Source organism: Salinicoccus sp. Bachu38 (assembly GCF_038561955.2).
In the GTDB taxonomy this organism is placed as follows: domain Bacteria; phylum Bacillota; class Bacilli; order Staphylococcales; family Salinicoccaceae; genus Salinicoccus; species Salinicoccus bachuensis.
Genome location: NZ_CP138333.2, coordinates 352,774 through 367,600, shown reverse-complemented (window position 1 = coordinate 367,600; position 14,827 = coordinate 352,774). Strand labels below are relative to the sequence as shown.

At 52.6% G+C, this 14,827-nt stretch carries 15 protein-coding genes; 1 reads left to right on the top strand and 14 read right to left on the bottom strand.

Features of this window, described 5'->3' with window-relative positions; genetic code table 11:
- The 3 genes from RQP18_RS01925 to glp are packed head-to-tail and all read right to left on the bottom strand — an operon-like array spanning position 1 to position 2,151.
- On the bottom strand, positions 1–444 hold the full coding sequence (locus RQP18_RS01925) for a molybdenum cofactor biosynthesis protein MoaE (RefSeq protein ID WP_342388481.1): 444 nt from the start codon (positions 442–444) through the stop codon (positions 1–3).
- Entirely contained in the window at positions 431–898 is a 468-nt protein-coding gene (gene mobB / locus RQP18_RS01920) for a molybdopterin-guanine dinucleotide biosynthesis protein B (protein ID WP_342388480.1), read from the bottom strand. The genes RQP18_RS01925 and mobB overlap by 14 nt, the downstream gene beginning before the upstream one ends.
- On the bottom strand, positions 895–2,151 hold the full coding sequence (glp, locus tag RQP18_RS01915; protein WP_342388479.1) for a gephyrin-like molybdotransferase Glp: 1,257 nt from the start codon (positions 2,149–2,151) through the stop codon (positions 895–897). Before glp ends, mobB begins: the two co-directional genes overlap by 4 nt.
- Before the next feature lie 62 nt (positions 2,152–2,213).
- On the opposite strand from glp, the gene moaC reads away from it, so the two are divergent.
- Positions 2,214–2,696: a cyclic pyranopterin monophosphate synthase MoaC gene (moaC, locus tag RQP18_RS01910; RefSeq protein ID WP_342388478.1), complete on the top strand. Its 483-nt coding sequence runs from the start codon at positions 2,214–2,216 to the stop codon at positions 2,694–2,696.
- 22 nt (positions 2,697–2,718) lie between these two features.
- On the opposite strand, the gene RQP18_RS01905 is transcribed toward moaC, so the two are convergent.
- The 11 genes from RQP18_RS01905 to RQP18_RS01855 all read right to left on the bottom strand — a co-directional run bounded on the left by RQP18_RS01905 (position 2,719) and on the right by RQP18_RS01855 (position 14,714).
- On the bottom strand, positions 2,719–3,219 hold the full coding sequence (locus RQP18_RS01905) for a MogA/MoaB family molybdenum cofactor biosynthesis protein (protein ID WP_342388477.1): 501 nt from the start codon (positions 3,217–3,219) through the stop codon (positions 2,719–2,721).
- A gap of 10 nt (positions 3,220–3,229) precedes the next feature.
- On the bottom strand, positions 3,230–4,255 hold the full coding sequence (locus RQP18_RS01900) for a ThiF family adenylyltransferase (protein WP_373446105.1): 1,026 nt from the start codon (positions 4,253–4,255) through the stop codon (positions 3,230–3,232).
- Entirely contained in the window at positions 4,242–5,420 is a 1,179-nt protein-coding gene (locus tag RQP18_RS01895; RefSeq protein WP_342388475.1) for a nitrate/nitrite transporter, read from the bottom strand. The genes RQP18_RS01900 and RQP18_RS01895 overlap by 14 nt, the downstream gene beginning before the upstream one ends.
- A 113-nt stretch (positions 5,421–5,533) precedes the next feature.
- Positions 5,534–6,067, bottom strand: coding sequence for a hemerythrin domain-containing protein (locus tag RQP18_RS01890; protein WP_342388474.1), 534 nt, complete (start codon positions 6,065–6,067; stop codon positions 5,534–5,536).
- A gap of 15 nt (positions 6,068–6,082) precedes the next feature.
- Positions 6,083–6,733: a response regulator transcription factor gene (locus RQP18_RS01885; protein ID WP_342388473.1), complete on the bottom strand. Its 651-nt coding sequence runs from the start codon at positions 6,731–6,733 to the stop codon at positions 6,083–6,085.
- Between the two features lie 11 nt (positions 6,734–6,744).
- On the bottom strand, positions 6,745–7,776 hold the full coding sequence (locus RQP18_RS01880; protein ID WP_342388472.1) for a sensor histidine kinase: 1,032 nt from the start codon (positions 7,774–7,776) through the stop codon (positions 6,745–6,747).
- Positions 7,769–8,230 carry a GAF domain-containing protein gene (locus RQP18_RS01875; RefSeq protein ID WP_342388471.1) on the bottom strand — a complete coding sequence of 154 codons (462 nt, stop codon included), beginning with the start codon at positions 8,228–8,230 and terminating at the stop codon, positions 7,769–7,771. The genes RQP18_RS01880 and RQP18_RS01875 overlap by 8 nt, the downstream gene beginning before the upstream one ends.
- A 31-nt stretch (positions 8,231–8,261) precedes the next feature.
- Positions 8,262–8,936 (bottom strand): respiratory nitrate reductase subunit gamma, encoded by a 675-nt coding sequence (gene narI / locus RQP18_RS01870; protein ID WP_342388470.1) that lies wholly within the window; start codon positions 8,934–8,936, stop codon positions 8,262–8,264.
- Positions 8,929–9,507 carry a nitrate reductase molybdenum cofactor assembly chaperone gene (narJ, locus tag RQP18_RS01865; protein ID WP_228311026.1) on the bottom strand — a complete coding sequence of 193 codons (579 nt, stop codon included), beginning with the start codon at positions 9,505–9,507 and terminating at the stop codon, positions 8,929–8,931. Before narJ ends, narI begins: the two co-directional genes overlap by 8 nt.
- On the bottom strand, positions 9,500–11,053 hold the full coding sequence (narH, locus tag RQP18_RS01860) for a nitrate reductase subunit beta (protein ID WP_031547239.1): 1,554 nt from the start codon (positions 11,051–11,053) through the stop codon (positions 9,500–9,502). The genes narJ and narH overlap by 8 nt, the downstream gene beginning before the upstream one ends.
- The gene (locus RQP18_RS01855; RefSeq protein WP_342388469.1) at positions 11,043–14,714 is read right to left on the bottom strand and encodes a nitrate reductase subunit alpha; all 3,672 of its coding nucleotides are present in this window, start codon (positions 14,712–14,714) and stop codon (positions 11,043–11,045) included. The genes narH and RQP18_RS01855 overlap by 11 nt, the downstream gene beginning before the upstream one ends.
- Positions 14,715–14,827: the final 113 nt, after the last annotated feature.

Below are 14,827 nucleotides of genomic sequence, written 5' to 3'. Positions count from 1 at the left end.
TCATTTCTCCTCCAAGCTTGGATGGTACTGGCGCTGGTCACCCATCCATTCCTCTCCGTCTTCCCATACTTCCTTCTTCCAGATGGGGACGATTTCCTTGATGCGTTCGATTGCATATTCATTGGCGCGGTAGCTGTCTTTCCTATGCGGGGCGCTGGTCACAATGACGACTGCGATATCCGAAATTTCAAGCTTGCCGACACGATGTGCAATCGTCGTCCTGACTCCCGGCCAGCGTTCACTGATCTCGTCCCCGATCTGGGCGAGCTTCTTCTCCGCCATCGGTTTGTAGGCTTCATACTCCAGGTGGACGGTGCGCGTCCCTTTCGTCCATTCCCTGACGTGGCCGGTGAACATGCAGACGGCCCCCTGCTTTTCATCTATCGTATATTCATGATACCGATTGATGTCAATCGGCGCTTCGACTACTTCAAACTGTTTCATCGTCAGAACTCCATTCGTCAAACCATTGGATAATATTACCCTCATCATACCGCATATCTGCATGCTTTAAAACATTCCGAATCCCTATTTTATCTACATTTGTGTGACCATCAGTGAAAGAATGGATCAATACAATCTTGGGGTATTCCGCACGCTTGTACCCTTCTATCAATAGTACATCTACATCTTCGGAAAGCTGCGCAATCTGCTCGTCCAGGGCCGGCTGCAAATTTTCTGTCCGCATCGTCATGTTCGGTGTATTGAGTATCGTGACATCCGCACCTTCCGAGAGGAACTTGCCGGTATCCGTATTTTCATCGATGACGCCCTGGTCCAGATGATGGTGCTTGATGACCGCCACACTTCTGCCTTTTGATTTCAGCAGTGCCACCATGTGCCGGATCAGGGTCGTCTTTCCGGTGTTCTTGAAGCCGACGACCTGCAGGACCTTCATAGCTCGAAACGTGTGGTGCCGGTCGTCATGTCGGTCATCATCACTTGGACACCGTCCCCTTTTTCGTAGCCTCTCGTCCCGCCCGGCAGCACGATGATGCCGTTGCTTCTTGCAATGGAAGTGACTGCATTCGATTTGTTGAACCCGGCCGGGCTGGCATATACCTGGCCGTCACGATAGTCAATCTCCGCCCGGACGAAGCGGGTGAAGGGGTTCGCCTTTTTGAAGTCACCGTCAAGCACCGCATCAAGGATGGGGGCATGGATACGGTCGTGCCCCATCATCTTCAGGAGGGCCGGTCTTGCAAACAGTTCGAACCCGGTGTAGCAGGCGGACGGATTCCCGCTCAGACCAAAGAGCGGCGTGCCTTCAAGCATGCTTATCGTGGTGACGCTGCCGGGCCGCATGCCGACCTTATTGAACAGCTCCACAGCCCCCAGTGCCTCGTAGAGCTTTGGAAGGTGGTCATAGTCTCCGACCGATACACCGCCGGTGGTGATGATCGCATCCACTTCCCCAAGCATCTCCTTCACCCTTGCAAGGAGGGCTTCGAAGTCATCCGCCTCGAGGGCATACATCCGCCCCTCCATATTCATCCGTTTCAGCTGGCTCAGGATCATTGGTCCGTTGGAATTCCGTATCTTCCCGGGCTCAAGCGGGGCGTCGATATCGACCAGCTCGCTGCCGGTCGCAAGTATCCCGACGACCGGCTGCCGGTATACCTTCACATGCTTGTAGCCGAATGTCGCAAGCGTCGCTACGGCACCCGGATTGATGAAGGTGCCCCGCGGCACGATGACCTCGCCCTCTTTGCATTCCTCGCCCCTGATTGCGATGTTTTCTCCAGCCTCGAATGCTTTCCTTACAGTAAATGTATTTCCCGCCTGCCGCGTCTGTTCAAACATGACCACGGCATCCGCACTCTCAGGCACCGGAGCACCCGTCATGATGCGGAATGCTTCATTCTGCTTCAATTCATAGTCGCTTGTGGATCCGGCCGGCACCTCGGCGACAACATCAAATTCGATCCTGTTTTCCCCGGACGCCCCCGCACTATCTTCAGCGCGGATGGCAAAACCGTCCATCGCGGACTTGTCGAACAGCGGCACATCCATGGTCGCCTTCAGATCTTCACCAAGAATACGGCCATAGCTTTCTGTATGGGATACCGTTTCCACCGACAGAGGTCTTATGCGGTCGACCACTCTATCCACCGCTTCCGTCACGGGGATGGGTGTACGATTCAGATTCATTTCATCACTACTTTCATCTTGTGGATTCTGTTATACTCATTGTACTAGAAAGGAAGATTCAAATGTCGGAATTCACTCATTTCAACCAGGAGGGCAGAGCCCGCATGGTCGATGTATCGGATAAGGAAGTGACGACCCGTACAGCCGTTGCCAGAAGCATCCTCGGCGTGACTGAAGAAATCCATCAGGCGATTGCCGACGGCACGGTCAAAAAGGGCGATGTCCTGTCCGTCGCACAGGTTGCCGGCATCATGGCGGCCAAAAATACACATCAGATCATTCCGATGTGCCACCCGCTGCCCCTGTCCGGTATCGACATATCATTCCATTGGGACCTTGAGGAGGGGCATTTCCTCCATATCGAGGCGACGGTCAGGACGACCGGGCGTACAGGCGTGGAGATGGAGGCACTGACTGCCGCCAGCGCTGCCGCCCTCACCGTCTATGATATGTGCAAAGCCATCGACAAGGGCATGGTCATACATGAGACGGCACTCCTGTCAAAAACCGGAGGAAAGTCCGGAAACTATCATATAGACAAATAAAGCGTGCCCCCGGGGGCACGCTTTATTTGTTGAGTTCATGTACAAAATGGTTCAGTTCAGGCACGATCAGCCGCTCCATCCCCAGTTTCACCGCTCCCGTCGAGCCGGGCAGTGCAAAGATGACCGTCCGGTCCACAGTCCCGGCGACGGCCCGGGAGAGGATGCTGCGCGAGCCGATATCTTCGGTGAAACTCAGCATCCTGAAGATTTCACCAAATCCTTCAATTTCCTTGTCGAACAGCGGACGCAGCGCCTCGATCGTGACATCCCGGCGGGCGATGCCCGTGCCCCCGGTCGTAATGATCGCATCCAGCCCGCGGTCCACCATATGCTGGATGGCCTCGGTGATTTCCCCCGCATCATCCTTTACAATCCTGTAATCCGACTCCCCGAGGACAGTGTTCAGCTGCTCCAGATGATGCATGACCTGGCGTCCGCCCTTGTCAGTATCCTTCGTCCGCGTATCACTGATTGTGATGACGCCCACCGTAATATCCCGATCAATTCTGCCGACGATGCTCATAAGTATCCTCCTAGCCAAACAGTTGATTGACGAGTGTTTTCGCCTTGTTCATTTCATCCAGTCCATGAATCAGCAGCCGTCCGTTCTTGAAGCATACGAAACGGTAGCCATCATAATGGAATTCCCTGAAGTACGGCGTGCGGTTCACATCCGTACCAAGGTGGTCCAACGCATGGTCCACCGCCGCTTCCGTAATGCGGTCATCCATCACCTGGACCGTATCCCTCCCGCACAGGCGCATCGCCACGTCGGCCTTCATGTCGAGGGCCGGATAGGCGGGGGCTTCCCCGCACGTATCACAATGCGCCTCTTTCATGCCGTCGATGCGGTATTTCATATGCTCCATATCCCACACGTTTCCGATGCGCATGTAATAGGGTGCTTCGTACTGCCCGGTCAGTATCTTCAGGGCAGTGGTGACCTGCTCGGCCACAGCCATCTGGACAGCCGGTGCAATGATGCCCGCTGTGTCACATGTCAATGTGGTGGTCGGCAGGACCGGAACGAGACAGCGGTAGCACGGTGTTGCGCCAGGTACAAAACCGCAGCTGCTGTAGGATGCTTCCACACATGCGGCATACACCCATGGCTTGCCGTACTTGTAGGCCACATCATTGATCAGAAGGCGCGTATCGAAATTGTCGGTGCCGTCCAAAAGCAGGTCCGCCTCTTCGGCGAGGCTCTCGAGAAGCGGCCCGTCGCAATGTGCGATGTGGGCATCGATTTCAAGATTCGGCCGTATTTCCAGCAGCCGTTCCCTGGCCGCGATCACTTTCGGCTTCTTTTCATCCGCATCACTTTCTGTGTACAGCGTCTGGCGCTGCAGATTGGAATGTTCCACATAATCCCGATCGATCAGTATGAGTTTTCCTATCCCTGCACGCGCCAGCAATTCGCTTGAAAGAGAACCAAGCGCCCCCGTCCCGACGATGAGTACCGTCCGGGACGCGATGAGGCGCTGTCCTTCCAATCCTATTCTGTTATAAAGTATCTGTCTGGAATAGCGTTCCATATTATCACTCTCATACCAGTTCATTTTTCTTAAGAGTACTATTCATGTAGAACATTGTAAACAGGGCGATGACACAGAAGACGGACAGGAGTATGAACCCCAGGGCGTAGCTTCCCGTCATGCTGTGCGTCTGATCGATGACGATCGGCGGGAAGAAGCCGCCCAGCCCGCCCATCATGGCCACAAAGCCATTGCTGATGCCCGCCTGTTTCGAGAAGTATGTCGGAACGAATTTGAATACGAGTCCGTTCCCGATTCCTGCGCATACCGCAGCCAGCAGACAGCCGGCTGTAAACAGGAAGATGAAGTTATACGTAAATGCCAGCAGCAGACCGGATAGGGTCAGCCCGATGAATGTGATGATCAGGGCATGCAGTGCATTGAACTTGTCCCCGATCAGTCCACCGACAGGCCTGAGCAGTGTGGCTATGACGATGAATACCGCCGTCCTGACGCCGGCGTCGAGCGTTGTCAGTCCAAACAGTGCCTCGTCTGTAAGGAATCCCGGCAGGAAGAGACCAAAGGCCACAAATGCGCCAAATGTGATGAAGTACCACAGGTTGAAGAAGTAGAACTTATAGTCCCTGATGACTTCATTGAACTGTTTCCCGAGTGGCAGATTGACCTTCTTCTCCTGCTTGTCTCCAAATATGAACTGCAGGATGGCGAAGAGTGCCAGTACGACGAGATATGTCTGCACTGCCGCCTGCCAGCCACCGAAGGCGAGGGCCAGTGCGGGTGCACCGAAGCTCGTCACCGCAGTACCGATGTTGCCCATGCCGTATACACCGTTGACGAAGCCATGCTTCTCTTTCGGATAGTATTTGGGAAGACTTGTCACGCCGATGCTGAATGTCGCACCACCGATGCCGAGGAATACGGCTGCTATCATCAGATCCATCGGTGTGGATGCAACGCTCAGATAGAATACGGGAATCAGCAGGAATATGAAACTGAACAGGAATACGATGCGTGCTCCTATCTTATTGGCAAATATGCCGAAAGGTATACGCAATATGGACCCCAGTATCACCGGCAGTGCAACGATAAGCGCCTGCTGTTCGGCAGCTTCCGGTATATCCTCTACAATTTCCGGGAATAGTGGAGCCAGCAGTGTCCATACCATGAATCCAGCCAGCAGGCTGAATGTCTGGAGGACCAGCTGTCTTTTGCCCATGTTTTCATTCATACGGACCAACCTCACTTACTTTAGATTGTGATTTATTTTACAAATGTATTATATAATCTGGATGGCAATCTCTGTAAGAAGGGAAAACCCTATATTTGAGGTGCAGCCCCCCATCATTCAGTAATCAGTGTGTTGACCTGCTCCAGAAGCACTTCCTCGTCGACTGCTTTAAGCACTTTGTCGGCCATTGTAAACAGGACAGACTCCTCTTTTACCATATGTACCATCAGCACCTCGTATGCTTCCATGACATCCTTGACCATTTCGTTCATGCTCTCGAGCGACATCTCATTCATGTCATGCATGGAATGATGGAAGAAGTGCTGGATATAGGCATCGATTTCCTGATGCTCCTCTTCTATTGAAAGGATCGGCCCCTGTTCCAGGCCGATATAGGCGCCGAGCATCGGAAAGAAGTACTGCTCCTCCTTCGCCTGGTGGCGTTTCAGGGGTTTTTCGAATGCAGTGAGCTTCTCCCTCAAGTCCTTTATGACCATCAGGCCTTCCAGACGGCTTTTGACATCATCGTGTTCAAACTTGAGCACCAGTTGGAACCAGTCATTCATCAGATACTTCAAATACCTGTGTTCGTTCTCCAATACACGCAATGCTTTCACTTTAAATTGAAACTGTTCCTGCTCTACCATTACATTCACCTACATTCAGAAATCTATCAGTTTTTTCTTCATGGCGTATTCTACAAGTTCAGGACGTGTGGACAGGCCGAGTTTCTCCATGATCCTCGCCTTGTGCGCCTCCACCGTCTTCACGGAAACAAACAGCATTTCGGCAATATCCTTGTTGCCATACCCTTTGGCGACAAGCGGCAGAATCTCAAGCTCCCGCTTGGTGAGGACGCTGAAGGGTTCACCCAATTTTCCAGGGACTTCTTCATCGTTGAGGAGCTTTTCCATATTCTCGTCCATGAGCACCGGATCGATGTACCTGTCCCCGTCATGCACCGCCCTGATCGCCCTGATCAGCTCCTCATCCGGTGAGTTCTTCAGAATATATCCTTTTGCCCCACTCTTGAAAGTATGCGTAATGTATTCCTCATCATCATACATCGTCAAAATGAGTATCTTTAAATCAGGAAATGCATCGTGGATGCGACTGGCAGCAAAAAGGCCGGATTCTCCTGGAGGCATGCTGAGATCCATCAGGAGCACATCCGGCCCGAGTTCTTTCACCTTGTCAAAAGCCTGCCTGCCGTCAGCTGCTGTGCCGACCACTTCCATATCCGGCTGATAGTTGATCAGCATGCTGAAGCCTGTACGGACAACTGCATGGTCATCAGCAATGACAATTTTCATGCTATCTCCTCCTAAACTGGAATGGAACCGAACACCCTGGTACCTTTGCCGGGTGCGCTGTCCACACTGACAGTACCGCCAACACTGCTGGCCCGCTCCGACATGCCGAAGAGGCCGAGGCCCGTACCGACCGGTGTATCCCCAGTACGGAAGCCCAGACCGGAGTCTTCTATTTCGAAACTGATGTGATGGTCCATGCCGCTGTCGACTTCCTCGAGCCTGACATCGACCATATCCACCTCGGCGTATTTGGCAGCGTTGAATATCGCTTCCTGGATGATGCGGTAAAGGACCGTCTCCACTTCCGGATTGAAGCGTTTCTGCCTGATGTCGAGTTCGCAGTTCACAGTGATGCCGTACTGCTTTTCAATCCATTTGAAATGTGTCTTGAGGGCCGCTTCTATCCCGAGATCATCGAGGCTCGCCGGGCGCAGCTCCACCGAAATGTTCCTGACATAGTCCAGCAGCCGGCTCAGGGATTCCTCCGACTTCATCATCTTCTCGTTGAGCTCACCACGGTCCTCGATATACTTGAACAGCCTCATCTCCAGAAGCACATTGAGCAGCTCCTGGGTGACGCCATCATGAAGGTCTCTCGATATCCGCTTCCGTTCCCCTTCCTGCGCATGGATGATGCGCTGCGTCAGCCTTTTCTGGTGCTCGATCTCCTGCGTTTTCAGCTGCTCAGCCAATGGGTTCAGGGTGAATACACTGATGTCGTTTTCCGGATCGATGCGCTGGAAGTTGGCGATGAAAGGCACGACATCCCCTTCCCTCGTCCGCATATAGACCTGGAAGGACACCTTTTCGTCGACATGCAGATAACAATTGTTGCACTCCACACGTCCCCCGCTTGCATACATGCCCTGGCAATGCGTGCAGATATGCTGGAACTGGCTCTTGTCATAATTGGTGTCGTCCAGGGTGGCCGCTGCATGGGCATTCATATATACGATTTCACCATCGTTATTGACGAACAGTATCATTTCTTTTGACTGGTGGAACATTGCCTCGAGCAAAGTGACCAGACTGGAATTATTCATTAACCATCAGCTCTTTCAGTATTTGTTGTCTGAGGGTCGTTTCAACATGATGCTTGATCTTTTCATACTCCGTTTCTGTAAACGCCCTTTCCCTTCTGTTACCCATCAGCAGAATGCCTATAACCTCTTCGTCGTCGTTCCATATGGGCATAGCCACAAAGCTTTTCAGCTGCTCCATCCTGAGTATGGGATAGCGGAAAAGGCTGGTCGCTATTTCCGTATCTGCAATATCTTCTATAATCATGGATTTGCCGGTCTTCATCACAGCACCCGGCACCCCTTTGCCGCTGGGAAGCGCTATTTTCTTCCACCGGGTGTTCGTGCTGCCGATGTTGTATTTCCATTTGACCATATATTGGCCGCGTCTGTTTTTGACATCCGTCAGTGCCACTATATCGAAACCGAACATTTCCTTCATGTCCATCAGGACAGATTCAATTTTCTCTACCATCATACTATTCCCCCATCCAAGGAGATCCCCTCTGCTATCTGTTCTTACGGTAGACGACATAGCTTCTGCCCACATAGTTGAAAGGCAGGCTCCATGCATGAACGAGACGTGTCGCAGGCCATAATGCAAAAATCAGGAATCCAGTTATTACATGTATTTTAAAGGTCAATGGCACATCTGTCATCAGATTCGCATCTGGTGAAAAGATCAGCAGCCCCCGCAGCCATACTGAAATTGAGGCACGGTAGTCGAAATCGGTGACGACCGCGTTTGTTACGAGCGTGGCATACACACCGATGAATGTGATGAACAGCAGGAGGAAGTTGACCATGATATCAGATGCTGAACTCAGCCTCCGTACCGACCTCTTGGTGATGCGGCGGAAAGTGAGGATGATCATGCCGAGGAGCATCACGATGCCGAAGAACCCTCCAACATAGACAGCTCCGATATGATACAGGTGCTCGGTCACACCGATGGCTTCCAGCCAGCGTGCAGGAATCAGCAGGCCGACCAGATGGCCGAAGAAGACAGGGATGACGGAAAAGTGGAACAGGATGCTCCCGATCATCAGTTGCTTCTTCTCGATGAACTCGCTTGATTTGGCGGTCCATCCAAATTGGTCAATTCTATATCGCCAGATGTGGCCGACCACAAAAACCGCTACACACAGGTATGGGAAGATCACCCATAGAAATTGGTCAATCATTTTCCACGCCCTCTTTCTCCGACACTTCCACACACGCCTTGAATGTTTCCCGCAGCCCTTTGATCAGGTTGAAATATGGGCTCTTATTCTTCTCAAGTGCCTGGATGATGTGGTAGGTGCCATCTTCAAGTACCATGATGAGCAGTGCCATGCTCTCTTTCGCCCGGTCGTCCCCACGCCAGTCTGCGGCATAGAGGAACTCGAGCATCAATGGAAGATAGTCGCTCAGCTCATTGTCCGGCATCTTCAGACCGAACATTTCATACAGCACTTTGAGCTTGGCGAGCATCTGCCCGCGCTCTTTCTGATCTTCGAATTTGAAGTACGTCATATACAGATTCGTGTGCTTGTCGAAGTCGAATGTCTGCGTATAGACCTGCTGGATGTCATCCAGTCCTATTTCATGCATATCCTCCCAATACTGCTGAACATAGGGATAGGCGGGATGACTTTCCCAGAAAGCCCCCTCGAATTCCCGTGGATGAAAATCCAGTTTTTCAGGATATGTGAGCTGGTTTGCAAAGAAACCGAATGATTCCTTGTAGTCATATAATTTTTCGAGATTAATCACGCCATATTCCCCCGTAGAAGTTCTCTTCATAGACTTCCTTACCAGATTTCGCTACTGATGCCTGCGCAAGGGACGGTCCACATCCGTCACAGTCCGATCCGCCGAAGCCGAAACCGCTGCTGCCCTGCGAACGGTATGGATCTGCATACTGCTCCCTGTGGGAACTCGGTATGACGAAGCGGTCTTCATACTTGGCGATCGCCAGCAGGCGGTACAGAGATTTTGTTACATTGGCATTCATGCCGACACGTTCCAGCCTTGTTTCATCAAAATCCTTGCCGCTTGAGATGGCCCTCATATACTGCCTCATCATGGCCATTTTCTGGAGCGCACCTTTGACAGGCTCCACATCTCCGGCAGTCAGCATGTTCGCCAGATACTGGAGTGGGATCCTCATCTCCTCAATCGCCGGGAAAATGGCGTCCGGATTCTTGATGGAGTCTTTGCCTTCGAAGTAGTTCATAATCGGGCTGAGCGGCGGGCAGTACCAGACCATCGGCATTGTACGGTATTCAGGGTGGAGCGGGAATGCAAGCTTGTATTCCACTGCCAGTTTGTATACCGGCGAACTCTGGGCCGCTTCGATCCAGTCTGCGGAGATGCCGTCACGTTCCGCCTGTTCGATTACTTCAGGATCATTCGGGTCGAGGAAGAGGTCGAGCTGTGCTTCGTACAGCGCCTGGTCGTCTTCGACGGATGCCGCTTCAAGTACACGGTCCGCATCATAGAGCATGACGCCCAGATAGCGCATTCTGCCTGTACATGTCTCTGAACATACAGTCGGCAGCCCTGCTTCTACACGCGGATAGCAGAACGTACATTTTTCAGCCTTGTTCGTCTTCCAGTTGAAGTACACCTTCTTGTAGGGGCAGCCGGTCATGCAGTAGCGCCAGCCGCGGCATGCTTCCTGGTCGACGAGTACGATACCATCCTCATCACGCTTGTACATCGCACCGGATGGACAGCTTGCCACACAACTTGGATTCAGGCAGTGTTCACAGAGTCGTGGCAGGTACATCATGAATGTCTGTTCGAAGTTGAATTTGATCTCCTCTTCGATCTTTTCGATGTTCGGGTCCTTTGGTCCCGTGATGTGGCCGCCAGCGAGGTCATCCTCCCAGTTCGGTCCCCATTCAAGGTCCATCTTTTCTCCGGAAACAACGGAGTGCGCCTTCGCTACAGGACTGTGTTCACCCTCCTCTTTCGTAATCAGGTCGTGATAGTTGTATGTCCAAGGCTCATAGTACTCTTTCATTTCAGGCATGTCCGGGTTGTAGAAGATCTTCCCGAGGGCAATCTTTGAAAGTTTCGTGCCACTTTTGAGTTCCAGACGGCCGTTCTTGAGCTTCCAGCCGCCTTTATAATGTTCCTGGTCCTCCCAGCGTTTTGGATAGCCGATCCCCGGTTTCGTCTCCACGTTATTGAACCACATGTATTCTGCACCCGGTCGGTTCGTCCATGTACTCTTGCACGTTACACTGCACGTATGGCATCCGATACACTTGTCCAGATTCATCACCATTGCTACTTGCGCTTTAATCTTCAAGCCAATTGACCTCCTTCATTTTTCTTACTGCCACATATACATCCCTCTGGTTCCCTATCGGTCCGTAGTAGTTGAAACCATAGCTTGTCTGGGCATATCCCCCGATCATCTGCGTCGGTTTCATGTGTATTCTCGTCGGCGCGTTGTGGCTGCCGCCCCTTGTATCCGTAATTTCAGAACCCGGCATCTCGATGTGCTTGTCCTGTGCGTGATACATGAACATCGTCCCTTTCGGCATCCTGTGGGAGACGACTGCCCGTGCGTTGACCACGCCGTTGCGGTTGTATACTTCAAGCCAATCATTATCATTGATGTCGTGCGCTTCTGCATCCAGTCTGGACAGCCATACTGTCGGCCCGCCCCTGAAGAGCGTCAGCATGTGCAGGTTGTCCTGGTATGTGGAGTGGATGTTCCACTTGCCGTGTGGCGTCAGGTATCTCAGTACAAGACTGTCGACGCCCCCTTTGATCTGCTTGTCCCTTGTGCCGAACACCATCGGCGGCAGTGTCGGCTTGTAGACCGGCAGCGCCTCGCCGAACTGCAGGAACATGTCATGATCCAGATAGAATGACTGGCGTCCTGTCAGTGTTCTGAAAGGCACATTGTGCTCAACATTTATCGTGAATGGGCTGTAGCGCTTGCCCGGCCTGTTGTAGCCCTGGAATACTGCTGTCGGCAGCACTTCCCGTGGCTGCGCGGTAATGTTCTTGAATGTGATCTTCTCATGTTCACGCTCGGCTGCAATATCCGCGAGCGGCATGCCTGTCTGATTCTCAAGGTTTTCATAGGACTTCCTGGACACTTCCCCATTCGAACAGGAGGCGACATGGAGGATGACATCAGCCACATTCCTTGCCGTACCCATCTTGGGCAGGCCATCCTTGATCGTGCCGTCGGTGTATACTCCAAGCATTCCCTTCAGTTCCTCATACTGGTCGCTTACATCGAATGAGACGCCATGGGCACCGATATTTGTCTTGAACTGTGGTCCGGCGGTGATGAATTTGTCATACACTTCCGTGTAGTCCCGCTCGACGATCTTCATTCCCGGCATCGTCTGGCCCGGGATGGCTTCGACTTCGCCCTTCGACCAGTCCTTCACATGACCCAGAGGCTGTGCAATTTCCTGTTTTGTATCATGGGCCAATGGCGCTGTGACCAGATCCTTATGTTTGCCCGGCAGGTGCTCTTTCGCCATGTCGGTGAATCTTTTCGACAGATCTTTGAATATATTCCAATCCGATTTTGACTCCCATAATGGGTCGACGGCAGGATTGAACGGGTGGATGAACGGGTGCATGTCAGTACTTGAGAGGTCATGCTTCTCATACCACGTTGCCGCCGGCAGGATGATATCCGCATATATCGGCGTCGCCGTCATCCTGAAATCGAGTGCGACCATGAGGTCGAGTTTCCCTTCCACGTCATCCCGCCATTCGATCTCTTCAGGGACGAATTCATCGTTCGGCGTCGCAAGAAGGCCGTTTTTGGCTCCGAGCAGATGCTTCATGAAGTATTCCTGCCCCTTTGCAGAAGATGAGATCAGGTTGGAACGCCAGACGAACAGCGTTTTTGGATGGTTCTCCTTCGCACCCGGGTCCTCAATCGCAAACCGTGTCTCCTTGTTCTTCAGCTGCTCGACGGCCAGATTGATGATGGCCTCATCGGAATCATCTCCTTTGGCAGCGGCTTCCCTGGCAAATTCAAGACTGCTCTTATTGAACTGCGGGTAGCTTGGCAGCCATCCGAGGCGTGCTGCAAGTACGTTGTAGTCCGCAGGGTGCTTGTAGTCGATCTTCTCGGCTGTCGGAGACTGCAGTGCATCCGCACCGGCCTCTTCGTATCTCCACTGCTCTGTTGCAAAGTAGAACCAGCTGGTTGCATTCTGCTGGCGCGGTGGTGCCTGCCAGTCCTTCGCAAATGCGACATGGCCCCATCCTTCATAAGGCCGCACCTTCTCCTGTCCGACGTAATGCGCCCAGCCGCCGCCATTCTTGCCCTGGCAGCCACACAGCATCACAAGGTTCAAAATCGCCCTGTAGATGGTGTCGGAGTTGAACCAGTGGTTGATGCCGGCGCCCATGATGATCATGGAGCGCCCGTCCGTATCGACTGCATTCTGTGCAAATTCACGGGCAATCTGGACGATGAGGGACTGTTTCACCCCGGTGATTTCTTCCTGCCATGCTGGTGTGTAGATGCATGAGGCATCGTCATAGCCACGCGCTTCATTTTCGGTGCCGAAGCGGTTGACGCCGTACTGGCTGGTCATCAGGTCATAGATTGTCGCCACATAGCGCTCGGTGCCGTCTGCAAGCTGCACTTTGCGCGCTGCGATCGGACGCTTGAATACGCTGTTGCCTGCGTTGTCGAAGTATGGGAAGACGATTTCGATCACTTCGGCGTCATGTCCTTCGACAGTCAATGCTGGATCGATGACGGTGCCATCCTCCCGATCGAGTGTGAGGTTCCACTGCTTGCCGTCCTCCCAGCGCTGTCCCATCGTGCCGTTCGGGGCGATCAGTTCATCCGTATTTCCGTCCAGGATGACCGGCTTCCACTCCGCATTCTTGGAGTCTATGCCGAGGTCGCTTTCTCTGAGGAACCTTCCTGCCTTCAATGTATCCTGGAAATCATCCAGCATGATCAGGAACGGCATATCGGTGAAGCGTTTCGCATAGTCGATGAACATCGGTTCCTGCCTCTGATGATAGAACTCGTCCAGGATGACGTGCGTCATACCCTGTGCGACTGCTGCATCCGTACCCGGGTTTGGAGCGAGCCAGTTATCTGCAAATTTGACGTTCTCTGCATAGTCCGGTGCTACGGAAACAATCTTCGTCCCCTTGTATCTCACTTCGGTCATGAAGTGGGCGTCCGGTGTACGGGTCAGCGGAACGTTCGATCCCCACATCATCAGATAGTTGGAGTTGTACCAGTCCGCCGATTCCGGGACATCCGTCTGTTCTCCCCATATTTGAGGCGAAGCATTCGGAAGATCCGCGTACCAGTCGTAGAAGCTGAGCATCTCCCCACCAAGCAGGGTGATGAACCTTGAGCCTGCTGCATAGCTGATCATGCTCATTGCAGGAATCGGGGTGAAGCCTGCAATGCGGTCAGGACCGTATTTTCTGATGGTGTAGATGAGCTGGGCTGCAATCAGCTGCGTTGCATCCTTCCATGTGACACGCACGTGTCCGCCCATGCCTCTGGCCTGCTTATAGGACTTCGCCTTCTCTTCATCCTCGATAATGCTTGCCCATGCCTGGACCGGGTCATTCTGCTCTTCCAGCGCCGTCCGCCAGAGTCGCCACAGCTTCCCTCTCATATATGGGAATTTGATGCGCATAGGGCTATATTCATACCATGAGAAGGACGCGCCGCGTGGGCACCCCCTCGGTTCATATTCAGGCATGTCCGTGCCGCAGGAAGGGTAGTCCGTCTGCTGGTTCTCCCATGTGATGATGCCATTCTTGACGAATACCTTCCATGAACAGGAGCCGGTACAGTTTACACCGTGGGTCGTCCTGACGACTTTGTCGTGACTCCAGCGCTGCCGATACATCTTCTCCCATTCCCTGCTCTTATCTTCCATTATTGACCAGTTGCCGTTGAACTTTTCCGTCGGTTCGAAAAATTTCAGGCCGAACAATTTCTTCATCTATGCCACTCCTATCAGAATATCTACTATGACTCTAAGATATATCCATTATCTGTCTATTTTTAAGAGAATGATATTAGGGAAATTCCTACTTTTCCTGAAAGGCCTCAAAA